Below are 16,869 nucleotides of genomic sequence, written 5' to 3' on the forward strand. Positions count from 1 at the left end.
ACTACCCGAACATCTCGGCCAGATCGACGGTCGATCGCGTGCCCAGATCCTGCTTGTGCGCCTCCAGGAACCGGCCTGCGGCCTCCCTGCCCGCCTCTTTGAGACGCAGCAGAACCTGCGGAACAGGCACCAGCTTGGTTGCCACCGACAGGCTGTTCATCAGCGCATCATCGGCGATCATGTGCACCAGTACCCGGCTCATCCGCCCGCGCTCCAGTGTGCCGTCCTCAAGCAGTCGCTGCACGAAACTGACCGCACGCAGCTCGCGCAACAGAGATGAGTTGAAGCTGATCTCGTTGATCCGGTTCTGGATCTGCTGCGGCGTGACCGGCAGATCGTCACGTTCCAGAGGGTTGATGTTGACGATCACCACATCGTCCGGCAGGTCGAGATTGAACAGCGGGAACAGCGCCGGGTTACCGGTATAGCCGCCATCCCAATACGCCTCCTCCTGGCCCGATTTCGGATCGTGGATACGAACCGCCTGGAACAGCGTCGGCAAACAGGCAGAGGCCAGGATCGCATCCGTAGTAATTTCGGCCCCCTCAAACACCCTTATCTTGCCGCTGCGAACACAGGTCGCGCAAACGAACAACGCGGGCCCCGAGCCTGCGTGAACGCAGTCGAAATCGAACGCCTCGACAATCGGGCGCAACGGATTGGAGTAGAACGGTCCATAGGCATAAGGAGACACCAGCCGCGTCGCCCAATCGGCTGCGGCGAACATCGGGGAATGCTCCAGCACCCGCGCCAGATGAAAGGGATCCAGCGCCCGCATCCAGGCTGTCAGGCGCGCATCCGCCTGCGCGCCCATGCGCCGCCACAGACTGTCCAGCATGGTGCGCGCGCCTTCGCGCCCGCCTGCCACCATGCCCGCCTTGAACGCTGCGCCATTCAGCGCCCCGGCCGAGGTGCCGGTGATCGCGGCGACCTCAACATCCGGCTCATCCAGCAGCCTGTCCAGTACACCCCAGGTAAACGCGCCATGCGCGCCTCCCCCCTGCAAGGCCAGATTGATCCGCCGCATTGCCAGCCTCTTCACCTTTTCAAAAATACTCCGGGGAAGGCGCCCATCAGGCGACGGGGGCAGAGCCCTCTACTCCCCCTGGCTTCAGAGCGCCGTCCAGCCCCCATCGACGCTGATCGTGGTCCCGGTGATCTGCGCCGCCGCATCCGAACACAAAAAGACGGCCGTGCCGCCCAGTTGCTCGACGGTCGCGAATTCCTTGGACGGCTGACGTTCCAGCATCACCTTCTTGATCACCTCTTCCCGGCCCATGCCGTATTTCTCCATCGTGTCGGGGATCTGCGCCTCGACCAGCGGTGTCAGCACATAGCCAGGGCAGATGGCGTTGCAGGTGATCGGTTCCTGCGCGGTTTCCAGCGCCACGGTCTTGGTCATCCCGACGATGCCATGCTTGGCCGCGACATAGGCCGCCTTGAACGGCGAGGCGGTCAGCCCGTGGGCCGAGGCGATATTGACGATCCGGCCCCATCCCGCCGCCCGCATCATCGGCAAGGCAGCCGCGGTGGTGTGAAAGGCCGAGTTCAGGTTGATGGCGATGATCGCATCCCATTTCTCGACCGGGAACTCATCAATCGGCGAGACATGCTGAATACCCGCGTTGTTCACCAGGATGTCGCAGGCACCCGCCTGTTCGATCAGGTTGCGGCATTCCTCACCCTTGGACATGTCGGCCTTGATATAGCGCGCCTTAACCCCGAATTCGTCGGCCAGCGCACGCGCCAGCGCATGATCTTCTCCCCGATCTGTAAACGAGTTCAGCACCACATCCGCTCCGGCCCGCGCCAGTTCACGTGCGATGCCCAGACCGATACCCGAATTGGATCCGGTGACGATTGCGGTCTTTCCGTTCAGCGACATGTCTTGCCCTCTCTGAGAATGTCCATCGCGCGATACCCTGCCATGCTGCACCTGCAAAGAAAACGGCAAAACGACTGGCCCGAGGGGAAGTGAACGGTGCCCGTGCGGACAAAAACGATGTAGATCCGCTCAGAAAAAAACGCCCGCGCAAGGCGGGCGTTAAGTTATTGAGGCAGGTTTCATACAGGCAAGAAACCTATCGAGCAGTGACCCCTTTATAAGCAATTCCACGCTCGCATCCAAGCTAAAAGTTTGAAAAGACGTGAATCCCTCGTTAGGGTGAGGCCCAAGAAAATAAGGCCCGAGCAGGATTGTTTCGCAAGTGCGACCAGATTTTTTCCCCTCTCTCCGTCAGCTGGCGGCGGGAATCGCCCTTGTTCTGAGTGCGAATTTCGCCACGGCAGAATCACGGCACGCCATAGCTATGTATGGGGACCCGGATCTACCACCGGATTTTGTGTCTTTGCCCTATGCCAACCCGGACGCCCCCAAGGGCGGGCGGGTTGTCTTTGGCAATACCGGCGGCTTTGACAGCCTCAATCCTTTTGCGCAGAAGGGCACGGTTCCCTGGCAGATGCAGTTCTGGTCTTACGAGAGCCTGATGGGCCGCAGTTGGGACGAACCGTTCACGCTCTACGGTCTTTTGGCCGAATCGGTCGAGACGCCGCCGGACCGCTCGTGGGTGGAATTCACCCTGCGCCCCGAGGCCCGATTCTCGGACGGCAGCCCGGTCACGGTCGAGGATGTGATCTGGTCCTACCGGACCCTGGGCACCGAGGGGCATCTGCGCTATCGCGGGTTCTGGTCGCGTATCGCCTCCATCGAGGCAACCGGCCCGCGCAGCGTGCGGATGACCTTTGCCGACGATGACCGGGAGCTGGCTATGCTGGCCGGTCTGCGCCCGATCCTGCAAAAAGCACAATGGGAGGGGCGCAACCTGTCCGACGCTGGCATCCACGACATTCCAGTCGGTACCGGACCTTATGTCGTCTCGGCCTACGAGCCGGGCCGCTACGTGTCGTTCTCGCGTAACCCGGACTATTGGGGCCAGAACATCGGCTTTCGGCGCGGCACGATGAACTTTGACGAGATGCGGGTTGATTTCTTCGGCGACCAATCTGTCCTGTTCGAGGCATTCAAGGCCGGTGAGATCAGCGCGATCCGGGAATTCAACGCCCAGAAATGGGACAGTGTCTATGACTTTCCCGCCGTCCAGCGCGGCGAGGTGATCAAGACCGAGATCACCCATGGCAAGCCTTCGGGCATGACCGGTTTTGTCATCAACACCCGGCGCGTGCCGTTCGACGACTGGCGCGTGCGCGAGGCACTGCTGCAAGCGTTCAATTTCGAGTACATCAACGATACCGTCACCGGCGGCGCGATGCCCCGCATCACATCGTATTTTTCCGGCACCGATCTGGCGTTTCGCCCGGGTCCGGCCACCGGCGCGGTGGCCGATCTGCTGGCGCCCCATGCCGCTGACCTGCCGCCCGGCACGCTCGAGGGTTACGTCCTGCCGGTTGGCGATGGCACCGCACGCAACCGAAAGAACCTGCGCAAGGCCGCAACCCTGCTGGCCGATGCCGGGTTCAACGTCGAAGACGGGGTGCTGATGGGGCCGGACGGCGACCGCTTTACGTTCCGCTTCCTGATCCGGCAGGGGGACACGGACATGCAAACGGTGATCGACATCTACGCCCGGGCGCTGGAACGCCTGGGCATTCAGGCCACGACCGAGAAAGTCGACAATGCACAATACACGGCACGGATTGCCGATCTAGACTTCGATCTTACGCCTTTCCGCCGTGACCTGTCCCTGTCTCCCGGCAACGAACAAAGGCTCTACTGGGGCTCCGCATCCGCCAACCAGCCCGGCACGCGCAACATCATGGGCGCCGATCTGCCCGCGATCGACGCGATGATCGACGCGATGCTGTCGGCCAGAACGCAGGACGAGTTGACCTCCGCCGTGCGCGCGCTGGACCGTATATTGACCGCCGGACGTTACGTGATCCCGATCTGGAGCTTCGAGGTCGGCCGGATCGCCCATATCCGGCAGTTGCGGTATCCCGACAACCCGCCGATCTACGGAGATGGCCCGCAATACATGCCCGATGTCTGGTGGTACGAGGAGTAGCGAGTCACGACCGGGCAGGTGCCCCTAACTTCTGCACTGCGGCATTTTGTCGGGTGCGTGATCAACACTCACATCATTACTGTGCCGACAGGGGGGAGCATTTCGCGTCGATGCTCGCAAAGGAATGCTCGCTATGATGACCTGGACAGAGCTTACTCACGACTGGGCCAGTGGATTTGCCCTCGTGAAGTCTCGGTTTCCCGAACTGGATGAACGGGACATGCCGTTTTTGAAACTAGACCGCGCCCGGTTCGAAGCCTATCTGGCCGACCGCCACAACCTGACGATGGAAGAAGCGCGCGAGGAATTCGCCGATTTCCTTCATGTCGAGGCGCTGAACCGTGAATGCGAAGGCTGAAGCAATTCAGGACAGCGAAGTAACCCAAAGGATCGTCGCATCCTCGTCACTGACTGAAATCACGTTGTGCCCCATCGAGGCGTCGTAATAGGCGCTGTCGCCCCTGCGCATCTCGACGGGCTCATAGAACTCGGTGAACAGGCGGATAACCCCGGTCAGCACGTACAGAAACTCTTCGCCGTCGTGCCGGACCCATCCGTCGAACTCGTCCATCGACCGGGCGCGCACGCGGGCACGATAGGGCAGCATCTGTTTCTTGGTAAGCGAGTCGGCCAACAGTTCATGTTCATAGGTCGCGGTCGCATGGGCAGAGCCGTCACCGGACTTGGTCAATGTCATCCGTCCGTTGATCTGGTCTTTTTGCGGCGGCGTGAACAGCTGCGGCACCGAGATCTGCAAACCGACCGCCAGCTTTTTCAACGCATCGTATGTTGGCGACATCTGGCCGTTCTCGATCTTGCTGAGCGTCGAGCGGGCCAGCCCGGCCTTGTTCGCGGCCTGTTGCAGTGTCCAGTCGCGCGCCTTGCGCAATTCGCGTACACGCGCCCCCAGATCCAGAGGCTCGGCCTCGGCCTGGGCGCCGTTGGAACGGGCAATGCGGATCAGGGATTTAGGATCGCGGCTGGTCATGGTCTCAGTCTATAGAACCCGCGTCGCCCGCTTGCAACGGGCGCTGCGGCAGGCTAGCCAATGCGCATGCTGTCGATCTATGATCAAGGGCCGCCGCCGCCCTGCCCCACACCGTTCAACCTTGCCGCGCATGTCCTGCGCCATGCGGAACGTCTGGCGGATAAAACCGCCCTGTCTGTTCTGTACGAGAACCGCACCGACGACTGGAGTTATGCCCGCCTGCGTCAGGCCATTCTGGGCACGGCGACAGGGTTGTTGGCGGCCGGCTTGAAACCCGGTGACCTGATCCTGATGCGGCTGGGCAATACGGTCGAGTTTCCGGTTGCCTATCTTGGCGCCATTGCGGCCGGGATCGTGCCGGTTCCGACCTCGTCGCAACTGACCGAGCCGGAAACCGCCCGGATGATCGCCGAGTTGAGCCCCGTCGCCATTCTGCGCGACGCCGGTGTCGCCTGTGCACCGCATCCGAACCAGATCGGGACCGAGGCACTCAATGCCATGCACGGTCTGCCGCCCGTCGAATTTGCCATGGGCGATCCCGACAGGCTGGCCTATGCGGTCTATACCTCGGGCACCTCGGGCAAACCACGCGCGGTGGCGCATGCGCACCGGGCAATCTGGGCGCGGCAGATGATGGTCGATGGCTGGTACGGCCTGACCGAGGAGGACCGGCTATGCCACGCGGGTGCGTTCAACTGGACCTATACGCTGGGCACCGGGCTGATGGACCCCTGGACCATCGGCGCAACCGCGCTGATCCCCGCGCCCGGCACCGATATCGACCGGCTGCCGGATCTCCTGGCCAGACACAGGGCCACAATCTTTGCCGCAGCACCCGGCGTATTCCGCAAATTGCTGCAAGGGCGTGACCGACTGGACCTGCCCGCTTTGCGCCATGGCCTGTGCGCAGGTGAAAAACTGGCCCGCGCCTTGCACGAGCAGTGGAACCGGTCCTCGGGCACCGAACTCTACGAGGCATTCGGCATGTCCGAATGCTCGACCTTCATTTCGTCCAGCCCGGCCCATCCGGCCCGTGGCGAGGCGCTGGGTCAGCCCCAACCGGGGCGGCGCATCGCCATCCTTGGGCCGGACGGTCCGGTGCCGCAGGGCCAGCCCGGCACCATCGCGGTACATCGAGACGACCCCGGCCTGATGCTGGGTTATCTCAACGCCCCCGAGGAAGCCGCCGCGCGCATGCAGGGTGACTGGTTCCTGACCGGAGATCAGGGTGCCATGGCCATCGACGGGCAGATCACCTATCTGGGCCGTGACGACGACATGATGAACGCCGGTGGCTACCGAGTCTCCCCGGTCGAGGTCGAAGCGGTACTGGCGCGCTACCCCGGAATCGAGCAGGTCGGCGCGGCCTCGGTCGAGGTCAAACCTGACACATTCGTGATTGCAGCCTTCTACTCTGGCCCCCGGGAACTGGACGAAACCGCGCTCAGGACCTATGTCGAGGCGAACCTCGCGCGTTATAAACAGCCGCGCGCCTTCGTTTACCTTCCCGCGCTGCCCACGGGCGGCAACGGCAAACTCCTGCGCCGGGCGCTGCCGGCCTATTTCAAGGGGCCGTCCCGATGAGCCATACCGTCAAGCTCGATATCCTGTCCGACCCGATCTGCCCGTGGTGCTATATCGGCAAAACGCATCTGGAAAAGGCGCTGGCGGCCATACCCGACCACCCCTTTGTGATCGAATGGCATCCGTTCCAGCTGAATCCAGACATGCCGGACGCCGGTATGGACCGTCGCGAATACCTCGAAACCAAGTTCGGCGGCAAGGAGGGCGCGGTCCGCGCCTATGCGCCGGTGGTCGAGCACGCGCAAAACGCCGGGCTGAACATCAATTTCGAAGCGATGAGGCGCACGCCCAACACCCTTGACGCCCATCGCCTGATCCATTGGGCCGGGATCGAAGGCAAGCAAACCGAGGCGGTCGATGCCTTGTTCCGCGCCTATTTCGTCGACGGTCGCGACATCGGCAACCACGAGGTTCTGGGTGACATCGCCGACAGTATCGGCATGGACGCGGCGGTGGTACAGAAACTGCTCAAGACCGACGCCGACCGCGAGGACATCGCCAAACGAGACACCCATTCGCGCGAGATGGGGGTGAACTCGGTTCCGACCTTTATCGTGGCAAACAAGCATGCTGTTCCAGGCGCGCAGCCGCCCGAACTTTGGGAACAGGTGATCCGCGAGATCATGTCTCAGCTTGAGACTACCTCTGCATAAACCCACAGGGTTCTGTGCATTGGTGCAACTGGCCCCCATGCCTCGACCGTGTTAGCGCGTGACGGGTAAGGAGAGCCCCATGGCAGACCGGATGTCCAAGGCCGAATTCATCGCGCTGATCGCGATGATGTTCGCCACGATTGCATTCTCGATCGATTCTATGTTGCCCGCCCTGCCGGAAATCGGGCTGGAGCTGAGCCCCAATGAGCCCAACCGGGCGCAACTGATCCTCACCTCCTTTGTGCTGGGCATGGGGATCGGCACGTTTTTCACCGGGCCGCTCTCCGACGCGTTTGGGCGCAAGCCGGTGATTTATGGCGGTGCCGTGGTGTATATCCTGGCCAGCGCAGTCGCCTGGGCCAGCCCGTCGCTGGAACTGGTGCTGGCCGCGCGGGTGGCACAAGGTCTGGGGGCCGCCGGGCCGCGCGTGGTGGCGATGGCCGTTGTCCGCGACCTCTATTCCGGTCGCCAGATGGCGCGGATCGTTTCCATCGCCATGATGATCTTTACCTTGTTCCCGGCCTTTGCACCGCTGATGGGCGCGGGCATCATCGCGCTGACCGGCTGGCGCGGGATCTTCGCGGCCTTTGTCCTGTTTTCCACCATTTCCGTTCTCTGGATGGGCTTTCGCCTGCCGGAATCGCTCGCGGTGGAAAACCGGCGTCCCTTTCGCTTGCCCCTGCTGGTCGATGCGGTGCGGCAGATGTTCGGCCACCCCACGGTGCGCCTGTCGATCATGGTGCAGACCCTGTGCATGGGCACGCTTTTCACCATGCTCACCATGGTGCAGCCGGTCTATGACGTGATCCATGATCGCGGCGACAGTTTCCCGTTCTGGTTTGCCATGGTGGCGCTGCTTTCGGGCTCGGCCAGCCTGTTGAACGCCGCTCTGGTGGTGCGAGTCGGCATGCGCCGCATGGTGACTTGGTCGCTGGGCGTGCAGATCTTCATCACGCTCGGCATGATCGGCCTGAGCGCCGTACCCCTGTCGCCCGACGTGTCTTTTGGCCTGTTCGTGGCCTGGCAGACGGCCGTATTCTTCATGGCAGGCACCACCTTGGGCAACCTGAACGCCATCGCGATGGAACCCATGGGCCATATCGCCGGCATGGCCGCCTCGGTGATCGGAGCGGTAGCAACCGTTCTGGCAGCCGCCATCGCGGCCCCGGTCGGGCTGCTGTTTGACGGGTCCATGGCCCCCCTCAACACCGGTATCCTGATCATGTGCATTCTCGGCTTCCTTCTGATGCTTCGCATGGGCCGCATCGAAGACCGGATGCTTGCCTGAGGTTTCCTCGCACCTCGCTTTCGCGTACTCTTCCCGACATAGAGGGGGAGTATCTGGAATGGACGACTATGGCTATGACCTGGGCAGCCATACCTGCCCGATAACGACCACATCGTCGCTGGCGCAACTGTGGTTCGACCGAGGCCTCATCTGGACCTATGGCTATAATCACGAGGAGGCCGCCGTCTGCTTCAGCCGCGCGTTGGAGCACGACGCAGATTGCGCCATGGCCCATTGGGGCGTGGCCTATGCCACCGGCCCCAATTACAACATGCCCTGGGATCTGTTCGATACAGATGGGCGCGCCAAGGCATTGCAAACCGCCTATGACGCGACACAGGCGGCGCTGGCGCGTGTGGATGGCTGCACAGCCGTCGAACAGGCGCTGATCCGCGCCCTGCCCGCGCGTTACCCGCAGCGCGATCTTGATGACGACATGCACCGCTGGGACTATGATTTCGCCGACGCGATGCGTGCGGCCTTTGCCACCGACACCGCGCATCTCGACCTGCGAACCGTCTATGCCGAAAGCCTGCTGAACCTGACGCCCTGGCAGATGTGGGACCTCAAGTCGGGCCGTCCCGCCGAGGGTGCTGCCACGCTGGAGGCGCAGGAAGTGCTGGAAACCGCGCTGCGCGACGATCCGGCCGCCATGTCACACCCAGGCCTGCTGCACCTCTACGTGCACCTGATGGAAATGTCGCCTTTCCCGGAAAAGGCCCTCAAGGCCGGTGACGCGCTGCGCACGCTGGTGCCCGATTCCGGTCACCTGGTGCATATGCCCACGCATATCGACGTCTTGTGCGGGCATTACCACAATGTCGTCTACTGGAACCAAAAGGCCGTCGAGGCCGATCTGAAGTACTTCCACCGCGAAGGCGCGTTCAACATCTATTCGGGCTACCGCATCCACGACTATCACTTCGTGATTTACGGCGCGTTGTTCCTGGGACAATTGCAACCGGCGCTCGATGCGAACCAGGGCCTGTGGGACACCACACCCGAGGAGATGCTGCGCATCGAAAGCCCGCCGATGGCGGATTATTTCGAAAGCTACATGGCGATGGGGCCGCATATCCTGGTCCGGTTCGGGCGCTGGCACGAGGCCATCGCGCTGGAACCGCCTGCCGACCCCGACCTTTTCCGCACCCTGACCGCGACGGTGCATTACGCCCGCGCCGTGGCCTTTGCGGCCACCGGCCGCGTGACCGAGGCAGAAGCCGAGGAACAGGTGTTCCTTGCCGCCGCCGAACGGGTGCCCGACAGCCGCCTGCTGCATAACAACCGCGTCGTGGATCTCCTTGAAATCGCCAAGGAAATGCTGCGCGGTGAGATCGAGTACAGGAAAGCAAACTACGACAGCGCCTATGCCCACCTGCGCCGCTCGGTCGAACTGGACGACAACCTGCCGTATGACGAGCCCTGGGGATGGATGCAGCCGACCCGTCACGCGCTCGGTGCCCTGCTGTACGAGCAAGGCCACCGCGCCGAAGCCGAAGAGGTTTATCGCGCCGACCTGGGCCTTGGCGGTCAATTAAGCCGGGCGGCGGTTCACCCGGACAATGTCTGGAGCCTCAAGGGCTTGCACGATTGTCTCAAAGCACGCGGTGAAACAATTGAAATCGTTCAGATCCGGCAAAGACTGAAACTCGCCCTTGCCCGGGCCGACCGCGCGGTGGGAGCGTCCTGTTTCTGTGCTCAGGCGGCAATGCGGGCGGCAAAATGAAGCTCGGCCTGATCTGCGCTTTGCTGCTCGGCGCCACACCGGCCCTTGCCGGACGCCAGTCCTTTCCGCCCCGGGATGAAGCGCTGCGCGACCCGTCTCTCGTCGCTTTTCGCGACGCGATGCGGGCAGCTGTGGCGCGTCGTGATACCGAGGCGCTGACCGCTGCCGCCTGCCCCGACCTGATGCTGAGCGACGACGGAATCGGCGGGCCGGAAGAGTTACGCCAGTTTCTGACCTCGGAACAAGGCGAGCCCGCCGCTGATGTCGAAGCGCGCTGGCAGGCGCTGGCCCGAACGCTCGCCGCGCCGGGCTATTTCGACGACGACGGCGAGTTCTGGATGCCCTTTCACTGGCGCATTCACCTTCCGGCGCGGATCGAACCGGCATGGTCCTATTTCACCAATGGCGAGAACGTGAACCTGCGCGCGGCTCCGAACCGGGAGGCGCCCGTGGTGACGCGCGTGAGTTTCGAGGTGGTGCTGGCCGCAGAACCCACATCGGAAAACGACTATCGCGCCGTCATCCTGACGGACGGAACCCAAGGTTATCTGCATCGTGACTACCTGGTGCAGATGTCCGGATATCGCGCCGCCTTTGCGGTCTCGCCAGACGGTACCTGGCAACTCTGCTCCTTCACCTCGGGGCGATAAGCGCAGCGCGCAAAATTTTATCAAGATCTTGCCTACAGATTTTTTCAAAAAATCTGCGCGCTACGCGCGACCGTCCTTCCCACCGACAGAGGCCTTTTCCGCCAGATCGCGTGCCACGGCAAAGGCACCCTTGATCTTGTCGGCATCCGAGCGCCAGTCGCGACGCACGACGATCTTGTTGTCCTTGATTTTGGCCAGCCCGTTTTCGCCCTGAATGAATTCAACCAGCCCTGCCGGTGACGCGAACTTGTCGTTGTGAAACTGAATCGTGGCGCCTTTTGGCCCGCCGTCCAGTTTCGCGATGCCCGCGCGTTTGCACATGGCCTTGATCCGCACCACCAAAAGCAGCGTGTTCACTTCCTTGGGCAATTTGCCGAACCGGTCGATCAACTCGGCAGCAAAGCCTTCCAGCTCCACTTTGGTACTAAGCGACGAAAGCCGCCGGTAGAGACCCAGCCGGACATCCAGATCGGGCACATAGTCTTCTGGGATCAGCACCGGCACGCCCAGGTTGATCTGCGGCGCCCATTGGTCGTCGGCCTCGCTCAGCCCCTCCATCTGGCCGCTGCGGATCTTGGCGATCGCCTCTTCCAGCATCGATTGGTAAAGTTCATAGCCCACATCGGGCATCTGGCCCGACTGTTCCTCGCCTAACAGATTGCCAGCTCCGCGAATGTCCAGATCCTGGCTGGCCAGCGAGAAGCCCGCCCCCAACGTGTCGAGCGAGGCCAGTACTCGCAGCCGCTTTTCGGCGGCAGGCGTCAGGCGCATGCGCGGCTTGGTGGTCAGATAGGCATAGGCACGCGCCTTGGACCGGCCCACGCGGCCCCGGATCTGATAGAGCTGCGCCAGTCCGAACATGTCGGCCCGGTGCACCACCATCGTATTGGCGGTGGGGATGTCCAGCCCGCTTTCGACAATGGTCGTGGCCAGCAGCACATCGTATTTGCCGTCGTAAAAGGCGTTCATGCGGTCATCGAGCTCGCCCGCCGCCATCTGGCCATGTGCCACCACATAGGTCAGTTCCGGCAGCTGTTCCTTCAGGAAATTCTCGATATCCGGCAGGTCGGTGATGCGGGGCACCACATAGAAACTCTGTCCGCCCCGGTAATGCTCGCGCAACAGCGCCTCGCGGATGGTGACCGTGTCGAACTCGCTGACATAGGTGCGGATCGCCAGCCGGTCCACTGGCGGCGTACCGATGATCGACAGATCGCGCACGCCGGTCAGGCTCAATTGCAGGGTACGCGGGATCGGCGTTGCGGTCAGCGTCAGCACATGCACATCCGATCGCAGCTGTTTCAGCCGCTCCTTGTGCGCCACGCCGAAATGCTGCTCTTCATCGATGATCAACAGGCCGAGGTTCTGGAACCGGATCCCCTTGGCCAAAAGCGCATGGGTACCGATCACGATGTCCACCGTGCCGCGCGCCAGCCCCTCGCGCGTCTGTTGCGCCTCCTTGGCCGAGATGAAACGGCTCAACTGCCGCACCTCCAGCGGAAAGCCCCGGAACCGCTCGCGGAAACTGCCCGCATGCTGACGGGCCAAGAGCGTGGTCGGAGCAATCACCGCCACCTGCAACCCCGACATGGCCGCAACAAAAGCCGCGCGCATGGCCACTTCGGTCTTGCCAAAGCCGACATCGCCACAGATCAGCCTGTCCATCGGCATGCCCGAATGCAGGTCGTCCATCACGTCACCAATGGCGCGCAACTGGTCGTCGGTCTCCTGATAGGGAAAGCGGGCGCTGAAATCCTCCCAGGCATGCGGCGGCGGGTCCATCACCGGCGCCTTGCGCAGGGCGCGTTCGGCGGCGATGCGGATCAGCCGGTCGGCCATCTCGCGAATGCGCTCTTTCAGCTTGGCCTTCTTGGCCTGCCATGCGCCGCCGCCAAGTCGGTCGAGCAGCCCCTCTTCATGGCCGTATTTCGACAACAGTTCGATATTCTCGACCGGCAGATAGAGCTTGGCGTCCTCGGCATATTCCAGCAACAGGCATTCATGCGCGGCACCGGCTGCGGTGATCACCTCCATGCCCCTGTAGCACCCAATCCCATGATCGACATGCACCACCAGATCGCCGGGGGACAGGGATTGCGTCTCGGTCAGAAAGTTCTCGGCCTTGCGCTTCTTCCTGGGCTGCCGGATCAACCGGTCGCCCAGAACATCCTGCTCCGAGATCACCGTAATCTCGGGTGTTTCATAGCCGTGTTCCAGCGCCCAGACTGCCAGATGCAGACCGCGCTTACCGATCCTTGTGCCGTTTGCAACGGGGATCGTCTCGGCCAGGCCCTCATCCTCGATCAGGCCACTCAACCTTTCGCGCGCGCCTTCGGAATAAGACGCGATCAGAACCGGGCCTTTCGCCAGTTTTGCTTTGATGTGATCTGCCAAGGCACCAAAAAGACTGACATTTTCCAGGGCGCGCTCGGGCGAGAAATTGCGCCCGATGCGACCGCCCGCGTCGATCACACCCGGCCCGCTGGCCTGTGGCAGCGGGTTGAACTGCATCACCCGCCGATCCTGCAACAGTGCCTCCCAATCGGCATCGTCCAGAAACAGCAGGCCCGGTGGCAAGGGTTTATAGACACTGTCCATCCGCGCCCTGTCAGCCATGGCAAGACGGCGGGTTTCGTATTGATCCTGAATGCCCTCCCACCGCGACAGGCGTGCGGCGGTCAGCTGGTCATCCAGTGTCAACGTGGCCTTGGGCAGATAGTCGAACAGGGTTTCCAGATCTTCGTGGAAGAACGGCAGCCAATGCTCCATCCCCTGATGCTTGCGCCCGGCGCTGACCGCCTCGTAAAGCGGATCGTCATTGCCCGCCGCCCCGAACTCGATGCGATAGTTCTGGCGGAACCGGGTGATTGCGGCCTCGTCCAGTATGACCTCGCTGACCGGGGCCAGTTCGACCAGATCCAATTTCTCGGTGGTCCGCTGCGTCGCCGGGTCGAACCGGCGGGCGCCATCCAGCACGTCGCCAAAGAAATCGAGCCGCACCGGCCCGCTGTCGCCGGGTGGATAGATGTCGATGATCCCGCCCCGAATAGCATAGTCACCTGGTTCCATCACCGTCGGGCTCTGGCTGAACCCCATGCGGACCAAGAACTGGCGCAACCCGTCCTCGTCTACCCTGCGGCCGACCTGCGCAGAGAACGCCGCCTCGCGCAGCACCGCGCGCGCCGGCACCCGCTGCGTGGCCGCGTTGAGGGTCGTCAACAGCACAAAACGCGCCGGCATCTGGTGAACCAATGCCGCCAGAGTCGCCATCCGGGCAGCCGAGACATCGGGGTTCGGCGAGACACGGTCGTAAGGCAGGCAATCCCAGGCCGGGAACACAAAGACCGGCAAGTCCGGAGCGTAGAAGGCCAGCCCCGCCCGCATCGCCTCCAGCCGCTTGTCATCGCGTGCCACATGCAGCACCGGACCGTCGGCGCGCGCGACTTCCTTGAGGATCAATTGTGCGTCAAACCCTTCGGGTGCTCCCCCGACAAGGACGTGGTTGGGTGATTTCATTGCCGTCTCCGCCTGCCGCGCTCAGCCCAGAACGCCGATGGACAGATTCTGATACATGCCCCAGAGCGAGGTAAAAAAGATCGCCAGCATGCCGATGATCTGGGTGTAGAGCCGACAGCGTCCAAGCGCCCGCGCCAGCATTTCGCCCTTTAGCGTCTCGGCCCGGATACGCCGCGCCGTCACCAGGTTCAGCAACCCCACCCAGGTCAATGGAAACGCCAGCAGAAACACAGCCTGGGCAAATTCGATACCATAGGCAAATCCGGCCGTGGCCAGCCCCGACAGGATGAAACACGAAAAGGCAAAGAGCCAAATCCCTGAAACATCAACGATATAGAGCATCCTGTTCACGTTAACGCGCGCGATGTCGTTCAGATCCTGTTCCGCTTGCCCACCGACCCGCCGGGCGCGGGTCACCATGTCATATGGCACACCCAAAACCCAATGGCTGGCCGAGGACCAGACAACCGCAAGCGCGATCCAGAACCACAGGTTGGAGAAGCTTCGCATGTCGATAAGTTCGAAGATAGACGCATACCAATCCAACCGTGCTGCCCCTTTGCTCGCCGCTTTCGCGGCCTTCTATCCTCAATACGCGGCCTTTGGTACCCTTGTGACCGGACCAAATCCATGCCACCCAATGCCCGAATGTGCAAGGAGAGCGCAGCATGAAGCCTACTATCGCCCCGTTTCCCGCCACGCGGTTTCGCCGTGCACGTAGTTCATTGGCAGTGCGCGCGCTGGTGCGGGAACACACGCTGACAGCGGATGACCTGATCTGGCCGGTTTTCGTGCGCGATGGCGAGGGGATCGAGGAACCCGTCACCTCGATGCCGGGCGTGGTGCGCCGGTCGGTCGACCTGATTGCCAAGGCTGCGGTTGAGGCGCAGGCGCTGGGCATTCCGGCGATCTGCCTGTTCCCCTATACCGACGCCGCGCTGAAAACCGAAGACTGTGCCGAAGCCTGGAGCCCCGACAACCTGTCGAACCGCGCCATCCGTGCTATCAAAAACGCCGCACCCGATATCGCCGTGATGACCGACGTGGCGCTCGATCCCTATAACATCAACGGCCATGACGGCTATGTTGTGGACGGCCAGATCATCAATGACGAAACGGTCGAGGCTTTGGTCAAGATGACGCTGGCGCAGGCCGAGGCAGGCGCCGACATCATCGGCCCCAGTGACATGATGGACGGGCGCATCGGCGCCATGCGCCGGGCGCTCGAGGCGGCGGGCCACCGCAACGTGATGATCCTGAGTTACGCTGCGAAATATGCCAGCGCGTTTTACGGGCCGTTCCGCGATGCCGTCGGCGCATCGGGCGCCCTGACCGGCGACAAGAAGACCTATCAGATGGACCCGGGTAACTCGAACGAGGCGCTTCGACTAATCGAACGGGACCTCACCGAAGGCGCCGACATGGTGATGATCAAGCCGGGCATGCCCTATCTCGACATCTGCCGACGGGTCAAGGACATGTTCGGCGCCCCGACCTATGCCTATCAGGTGTCCGGCGAATACGCGATGATCCAGGCCGCCGCCCAGAACGGATGGATCGACGGGGAAAAGGTGATGCTGGAAAGCCTGCTGGCTTTCAAGCGCGCCGGATGCGACGGTATCCTGAGCTACTTTGCGCCAGAGGTTGCCCGTATTCTGAACGATTGAGCTTTGTTTTCGGGCGAGAACCTGCCGAACCAGGTCAGTTCGGTCGTGACAGGGCCTCGTGATCGGCGTATTGTCTCCGGCAAGACCGGGAAAACCCGGCTTTTTCAGGCAACTCTACGAAAGACGAGAGAGATGAGCAGCATCCTTACTCCCCGGCCGACCCGTCGAGGCATTCTTCTTGGTATCGCCGGTCTGACAATGACCGCCGCTTGCGGCAATGGCGTCGGAAATTCCAACGCGGCGCAAATCGACGCCCGCGTCATCGCGACACTGAACGAAATGTACAGCGAGTTTCCGAACACGGTGGAAATCTCGCAAAAGGCGGCCGGCATGCTGGTGATGCCGCTCTTGACCGAGGCCGGCTTTGTCTTTGGCGGCGGCTATGGACGCGGCGCGCTGCGCATCGACGGTGTGACCGTCGACTACTATTCGGCGGTGAAAGGCAGCGCGGGTTTCCAGGTGGGCGCGCAACAATACGCGCATGTGCTCTTCTTTATGACCCAGGACGCGCTCAGCGAATTCCGCCGGTCCAGCGGCTGGGCCGCAGGTGCCGATCTGGAATATGTGGTCAGCGATCAGGGCGACTCTCTGGCGGCCGACACGAACACCCTGCGCTCTCCGGTGCTGGCGGCGGTCTTTGGCCGCGCCGGTCTGCGGGTGGGGGCAACACTGGAAGGCACCAAGTATACCCGTATCATTCCCTGACCGAGACAGCGCCGGCCACGACCTGTGATCGGCGCTGCCTGGGATCGCGGATCCGAACCGGATGTGCTCT

14 protein-coding genes are annotated in these 16,869 nt (G+C 62.5%); 9 read left to right on the forward strand and 5 right to left on the reverse strand.

Annotated elements, in window-relative coordinates:
- Window position 1: 1 nt before the first annotated feature.
- Both OEZ49_RS06925 and OEZ49_RS06930 read right to left on the reverse strand, forming a co-directional pair.
- Entirely contained in the window at window positions 2-1,027 is a 1,026-nt protein-coding gene (locus OEZ49_RS06925; protein WP_263387622.1) for a patatin-like phospholipase family protein, read from the reverse strand.
- Window positions 1,028-1,111: 84 nt separating this feature from the next.
- Window positions 1,112-1,885, reverse strand: coding sequence for a 3-hydroxybutyrate dehydrogenase (locus tag OEZ49_RS06930; RefSeq protein ID WP_263387623.1), 774 nt, complete (start codon window positions 1,883-1,885; stop codon window positions 1,112-1,114).
- A gap of 322 nt (window positions 1,886-2,207) precedes the next feature.
- Between OEZ49_RS06930 and OEZ49_RS06935 the strand changes: the two genes are divergently transcribed.
- Together OEZ49_RS06935 and OEZ49_RS06940 are read left to right on the forward strand one after the other, a co-directional pair.
- Window positions 2,208-4,022: an extracellular solute-binding protein gene (locus tag OEZ49_RS06935; RefSeq protein WP_263387624.1), complete on the forward strand. Its 1,815-nt coding sequence runs from the start codon at window positions 2,208-2,210 to the stop codon at window positions 4,020-4,022.
- Window positions 4,023-4,155: 133 nt separating this feature from the next.
- The gene (locus OEZ49_RS06940) at window positions 4,156-4,380 is read left to right on the forward strand and encodes a hypothetical protein (RefSeq protein WP_263387625.1); all 225 of its coding nucleotides are present in this window, start codon (window positions 4,156-4,158) and stop codon (window positions 4,378-4,380) included.
- A 6-nt stretch (window positions 4,381-4,386) separates the two neighbouring features.
- Here the strand turns inward: OEZ49_RS06940 and OEZ49_RS06945 are convergent, their stop codons facing one another.
- Window positions 4,387-5,010: a helix-turn-helix domain-containing protein gene (locus tag OEZ49_RS06945; protein WP_263387626.1), complete on the reverse strand. Its 624-nt coding sequence runs from the start codon at window positions 5,008-5,010 to the stop codon at window positions 4,387-4,389.
- A gap of 66 nt (window positions 5,011-5,076) precedes the next feature.
- Between OEZ49_RS06945 and OEZ49_RS06950 the strand changes: the two genes are divergently transcribed.
- The 5 genes from OEZ49_RS06950 to OEZ49_RS06970 all read left to right on the forward strand — a co-directional run bounded on the left by OEZ49_RS06950 (window position 5,077) and on the right by OEZ49_RS06970 (window position 10,911).
- Window positions 5,077-6,594, forward strand: a complete 1,518-nt coding sequence (locus tag OEZ49_RS06950) for a class I adenylate-forming enzyme family protein (protein WP_263387730.1) — start codon at window positions 5,077-5,079, stop codon at window positions 6,592-6,594.
- Window positions 6,591-7,247: a DsbA family oxidoreductase gene (locus tag OEZ49_RS06955; protein WP_263387627.1), complete on the forward strand. Its 657-nt coding sequence runs from the start codon at window positions 6,591-6,593 to the stop codon at window positions 7,245-7,247. The genes OEZ49_RS06950 and OEZ49_RS06955 overlap by 4 nt, the downstream gene beginning before the upstream one ends.
- Before the next feature lie 79 nt (window positions 7,248-7,326).
- A complete protein-coding gene (locus tag OEZ49_RS06960) occupies window positions 7,327-8,535 on the forward strand; it encodes a multidrug effflux MFS transporter (RefSeq protein ID WP_263387628.1) in 1,209 nt (402 codons plus the stop codon).
- A gap of 58 nt (window positions 8,536-8,593) precedes the next feature.
- Window positions 8,594-10,261: a tetratricopeptide repeat protein gene (locus OEZ49_RS06965; protein ID WP_263387629.1), complete on the forward strand. Its 1,668-nt coding sequence runs from the start codon at window positions 8,594-8,596 to the stop codon at window positions 10,259-10,261.
- Window positions 10,258-10,911 carry an SH3 domain-containing protein gene (locus OEZ49_RS06970; protein WP_263387630.1) on the forward strand — a complete coding sequence of 218 codons (654 nt, stop codon included), beginning with the start codon at window positions 10,258-10,260 and terminating at the stop codon, window positions 10,909-10,911. Before OEZ49_RS06965 ends, OEZ49_RS06970 begins: the two co-directional genes overlap by 4 nt.
- Window positions 10,912-10,971: 60 nt before the next feature.
- Here OEZ49_RS06970 and mfd read toward each other — a convergent pair whose 3' ends face one another.
- Both mfd and OEZ49_RS06980 read right to left on the reverse strand, forming a co-directional pair.
- Entirely contained in the window at window positions 10,972-14,427 is a 3,456-nt protein-coding gene (gene mfd / locus OEZ49_RS06975; protein ID WP_263387631.1) for a transcription-repair coupling factor, read from the reverse strand.
- Window positions 14,428-14,448: 21 nt separating this feature from the next.
- Entirely contained in the window at window positions 14,449-14,973 is a 525-nt protein-coding gene (locus OEZ49_RS06980) for a component of SufBCD complex (RefSeq protein WP_263387632.1), read from the reverse strand.
- Between the two features lie 122 nt (window positions 14,974-15,095).
- Between OEZ49_RS06980 and hemB the strand changes: the two genes are divergently transcribed.
- Window positions 15,096-16,094, forward strand: a complete 999-nt coding sequence (hemB, locus tag OEZ49_RS06985; RefSeq protein ID WP_263387633.1) for a porphobilinogen synthase — start codon at window positions 15,096-15,098, stop codon at window positions 16,092-16,094.
- A 132-nt stretch (window positions 16,095-16,226) separates the two neighbouring features.
- Window positions 16,227-16,799: a lipid-binding SYLF domain-containing protein gene (locus OEZ49_RS06990; RefSeq protein ID WP_263387634.1), complete on the forward strand. Its 573-nt coding sequence runs from the start codon at window positions 16,227-16,229 to the stop codon at window positions 16,797-16,799.
- The last annotated feature ends 70 nt before the right edge of the window (window positions 16,800-16,869 follow it).

The organism is Ruegeria marisflavi (genome assembly GCF_025673445.1).
Lineage (GTDB): Bacteria > Pseudomonadota > Alphaproteobacteria > Rhodobacterales > Rhodobacteraceae > Ruegeria_B > Ruegeria_B marisflavi.

What these genes read in the sequence shown, in the direction of transcription:
- OEZ49_RS06955 (WP_263387627.1), top strand. Translation starts at nt 6,591, where the DNA reads ATGAGCCATACCGTCAAGCTCGATATCCTGTCCGACCCGATCTGCCCG.
- OEZ49_RS06990 (WP_263387634.1), top strand. Translation starts at nt 16,227, where the DNA reads ATGAGCAGCATCCTTACTCCCCGGCCGACCCGTCGAGGCATTCTTCTT.
- OEZ49_RS06970 (WP_263387630.1), top strand. Translation starts at nt 10,258, where the DNA reads ATGAAGCTCGGCCTGATCTGCGCTTTGCTGCTCGGCGCCACACCGGCC.
- OEZ49_RS06940 (WP_263387625.1), top strand. Translation starts at nt 4,156, where the DNA reads ATGATGACCTGGACAGAGCTTACTCACGACTGGGCCAGTGGATTTGCC.
- OEZ49_RS06950 (WP_263387730.1), top strand. Translation starts at nt 5,077, where the DNA reads ATGCTGTCGATCTATGATCAAGGGCCGCCGCCGCCCTGCCCCACACCG.
- OEZ49_RS06925 (WP_263387622.1), bottom strand. Translation starts at nt 1,027, where the DNA reads ATGCGGCGGATCAATCTGGCCTTGCAGGGGGGAGGCGCGCATGGCGCG.
- hemB (WP_263387633.1), top strand. Translation starts at nt 15,096, where the DNA reads ATGAAGCCTACTATCGCCCCGTTTCCCGCCACGCGGTTTCGCCGTGCA.
- OEZ49_RS06965 (WP_263387629.1), top strand. Translation starts at nt 8,594, where the DNA reads ATGGACGACTATGGCTATGACCTGGGCAGCCATACCTGCCCGATAACG.
- mfd (WP_263387631.1), bottom strand. Translation starts at nt 14,427, where the DNA reads ATGAAATCACCCAACCACGTCCTTGTCGGGGGAGCACCCGAAGGGTTT.
- OEZ49_RS06945 (WP_263387626.1), bottom strand. Translation starts at nt 5,010, where the DNA reads ATGACCAGCCGCGATCCTAAATCCCTGATCCGCATTGCCCGTTCCAAC.
- OEZ49_RS06960 (WP_263387628.1), top strand. Translation starts at nt 7,327, where the DNA reads ATGGCAGACCGGATGTCCAAGGCCGAATTCATCGCGCTGATCGCGATG.
- OEZ49_RS06930 (WP_263387623.1), bottom strand. Translation starts at nt 1,885, where the DNA reads ATGTCGCTGAACGGAAAGACCGCAATCGTCACCGGATCCAATTCGGGT.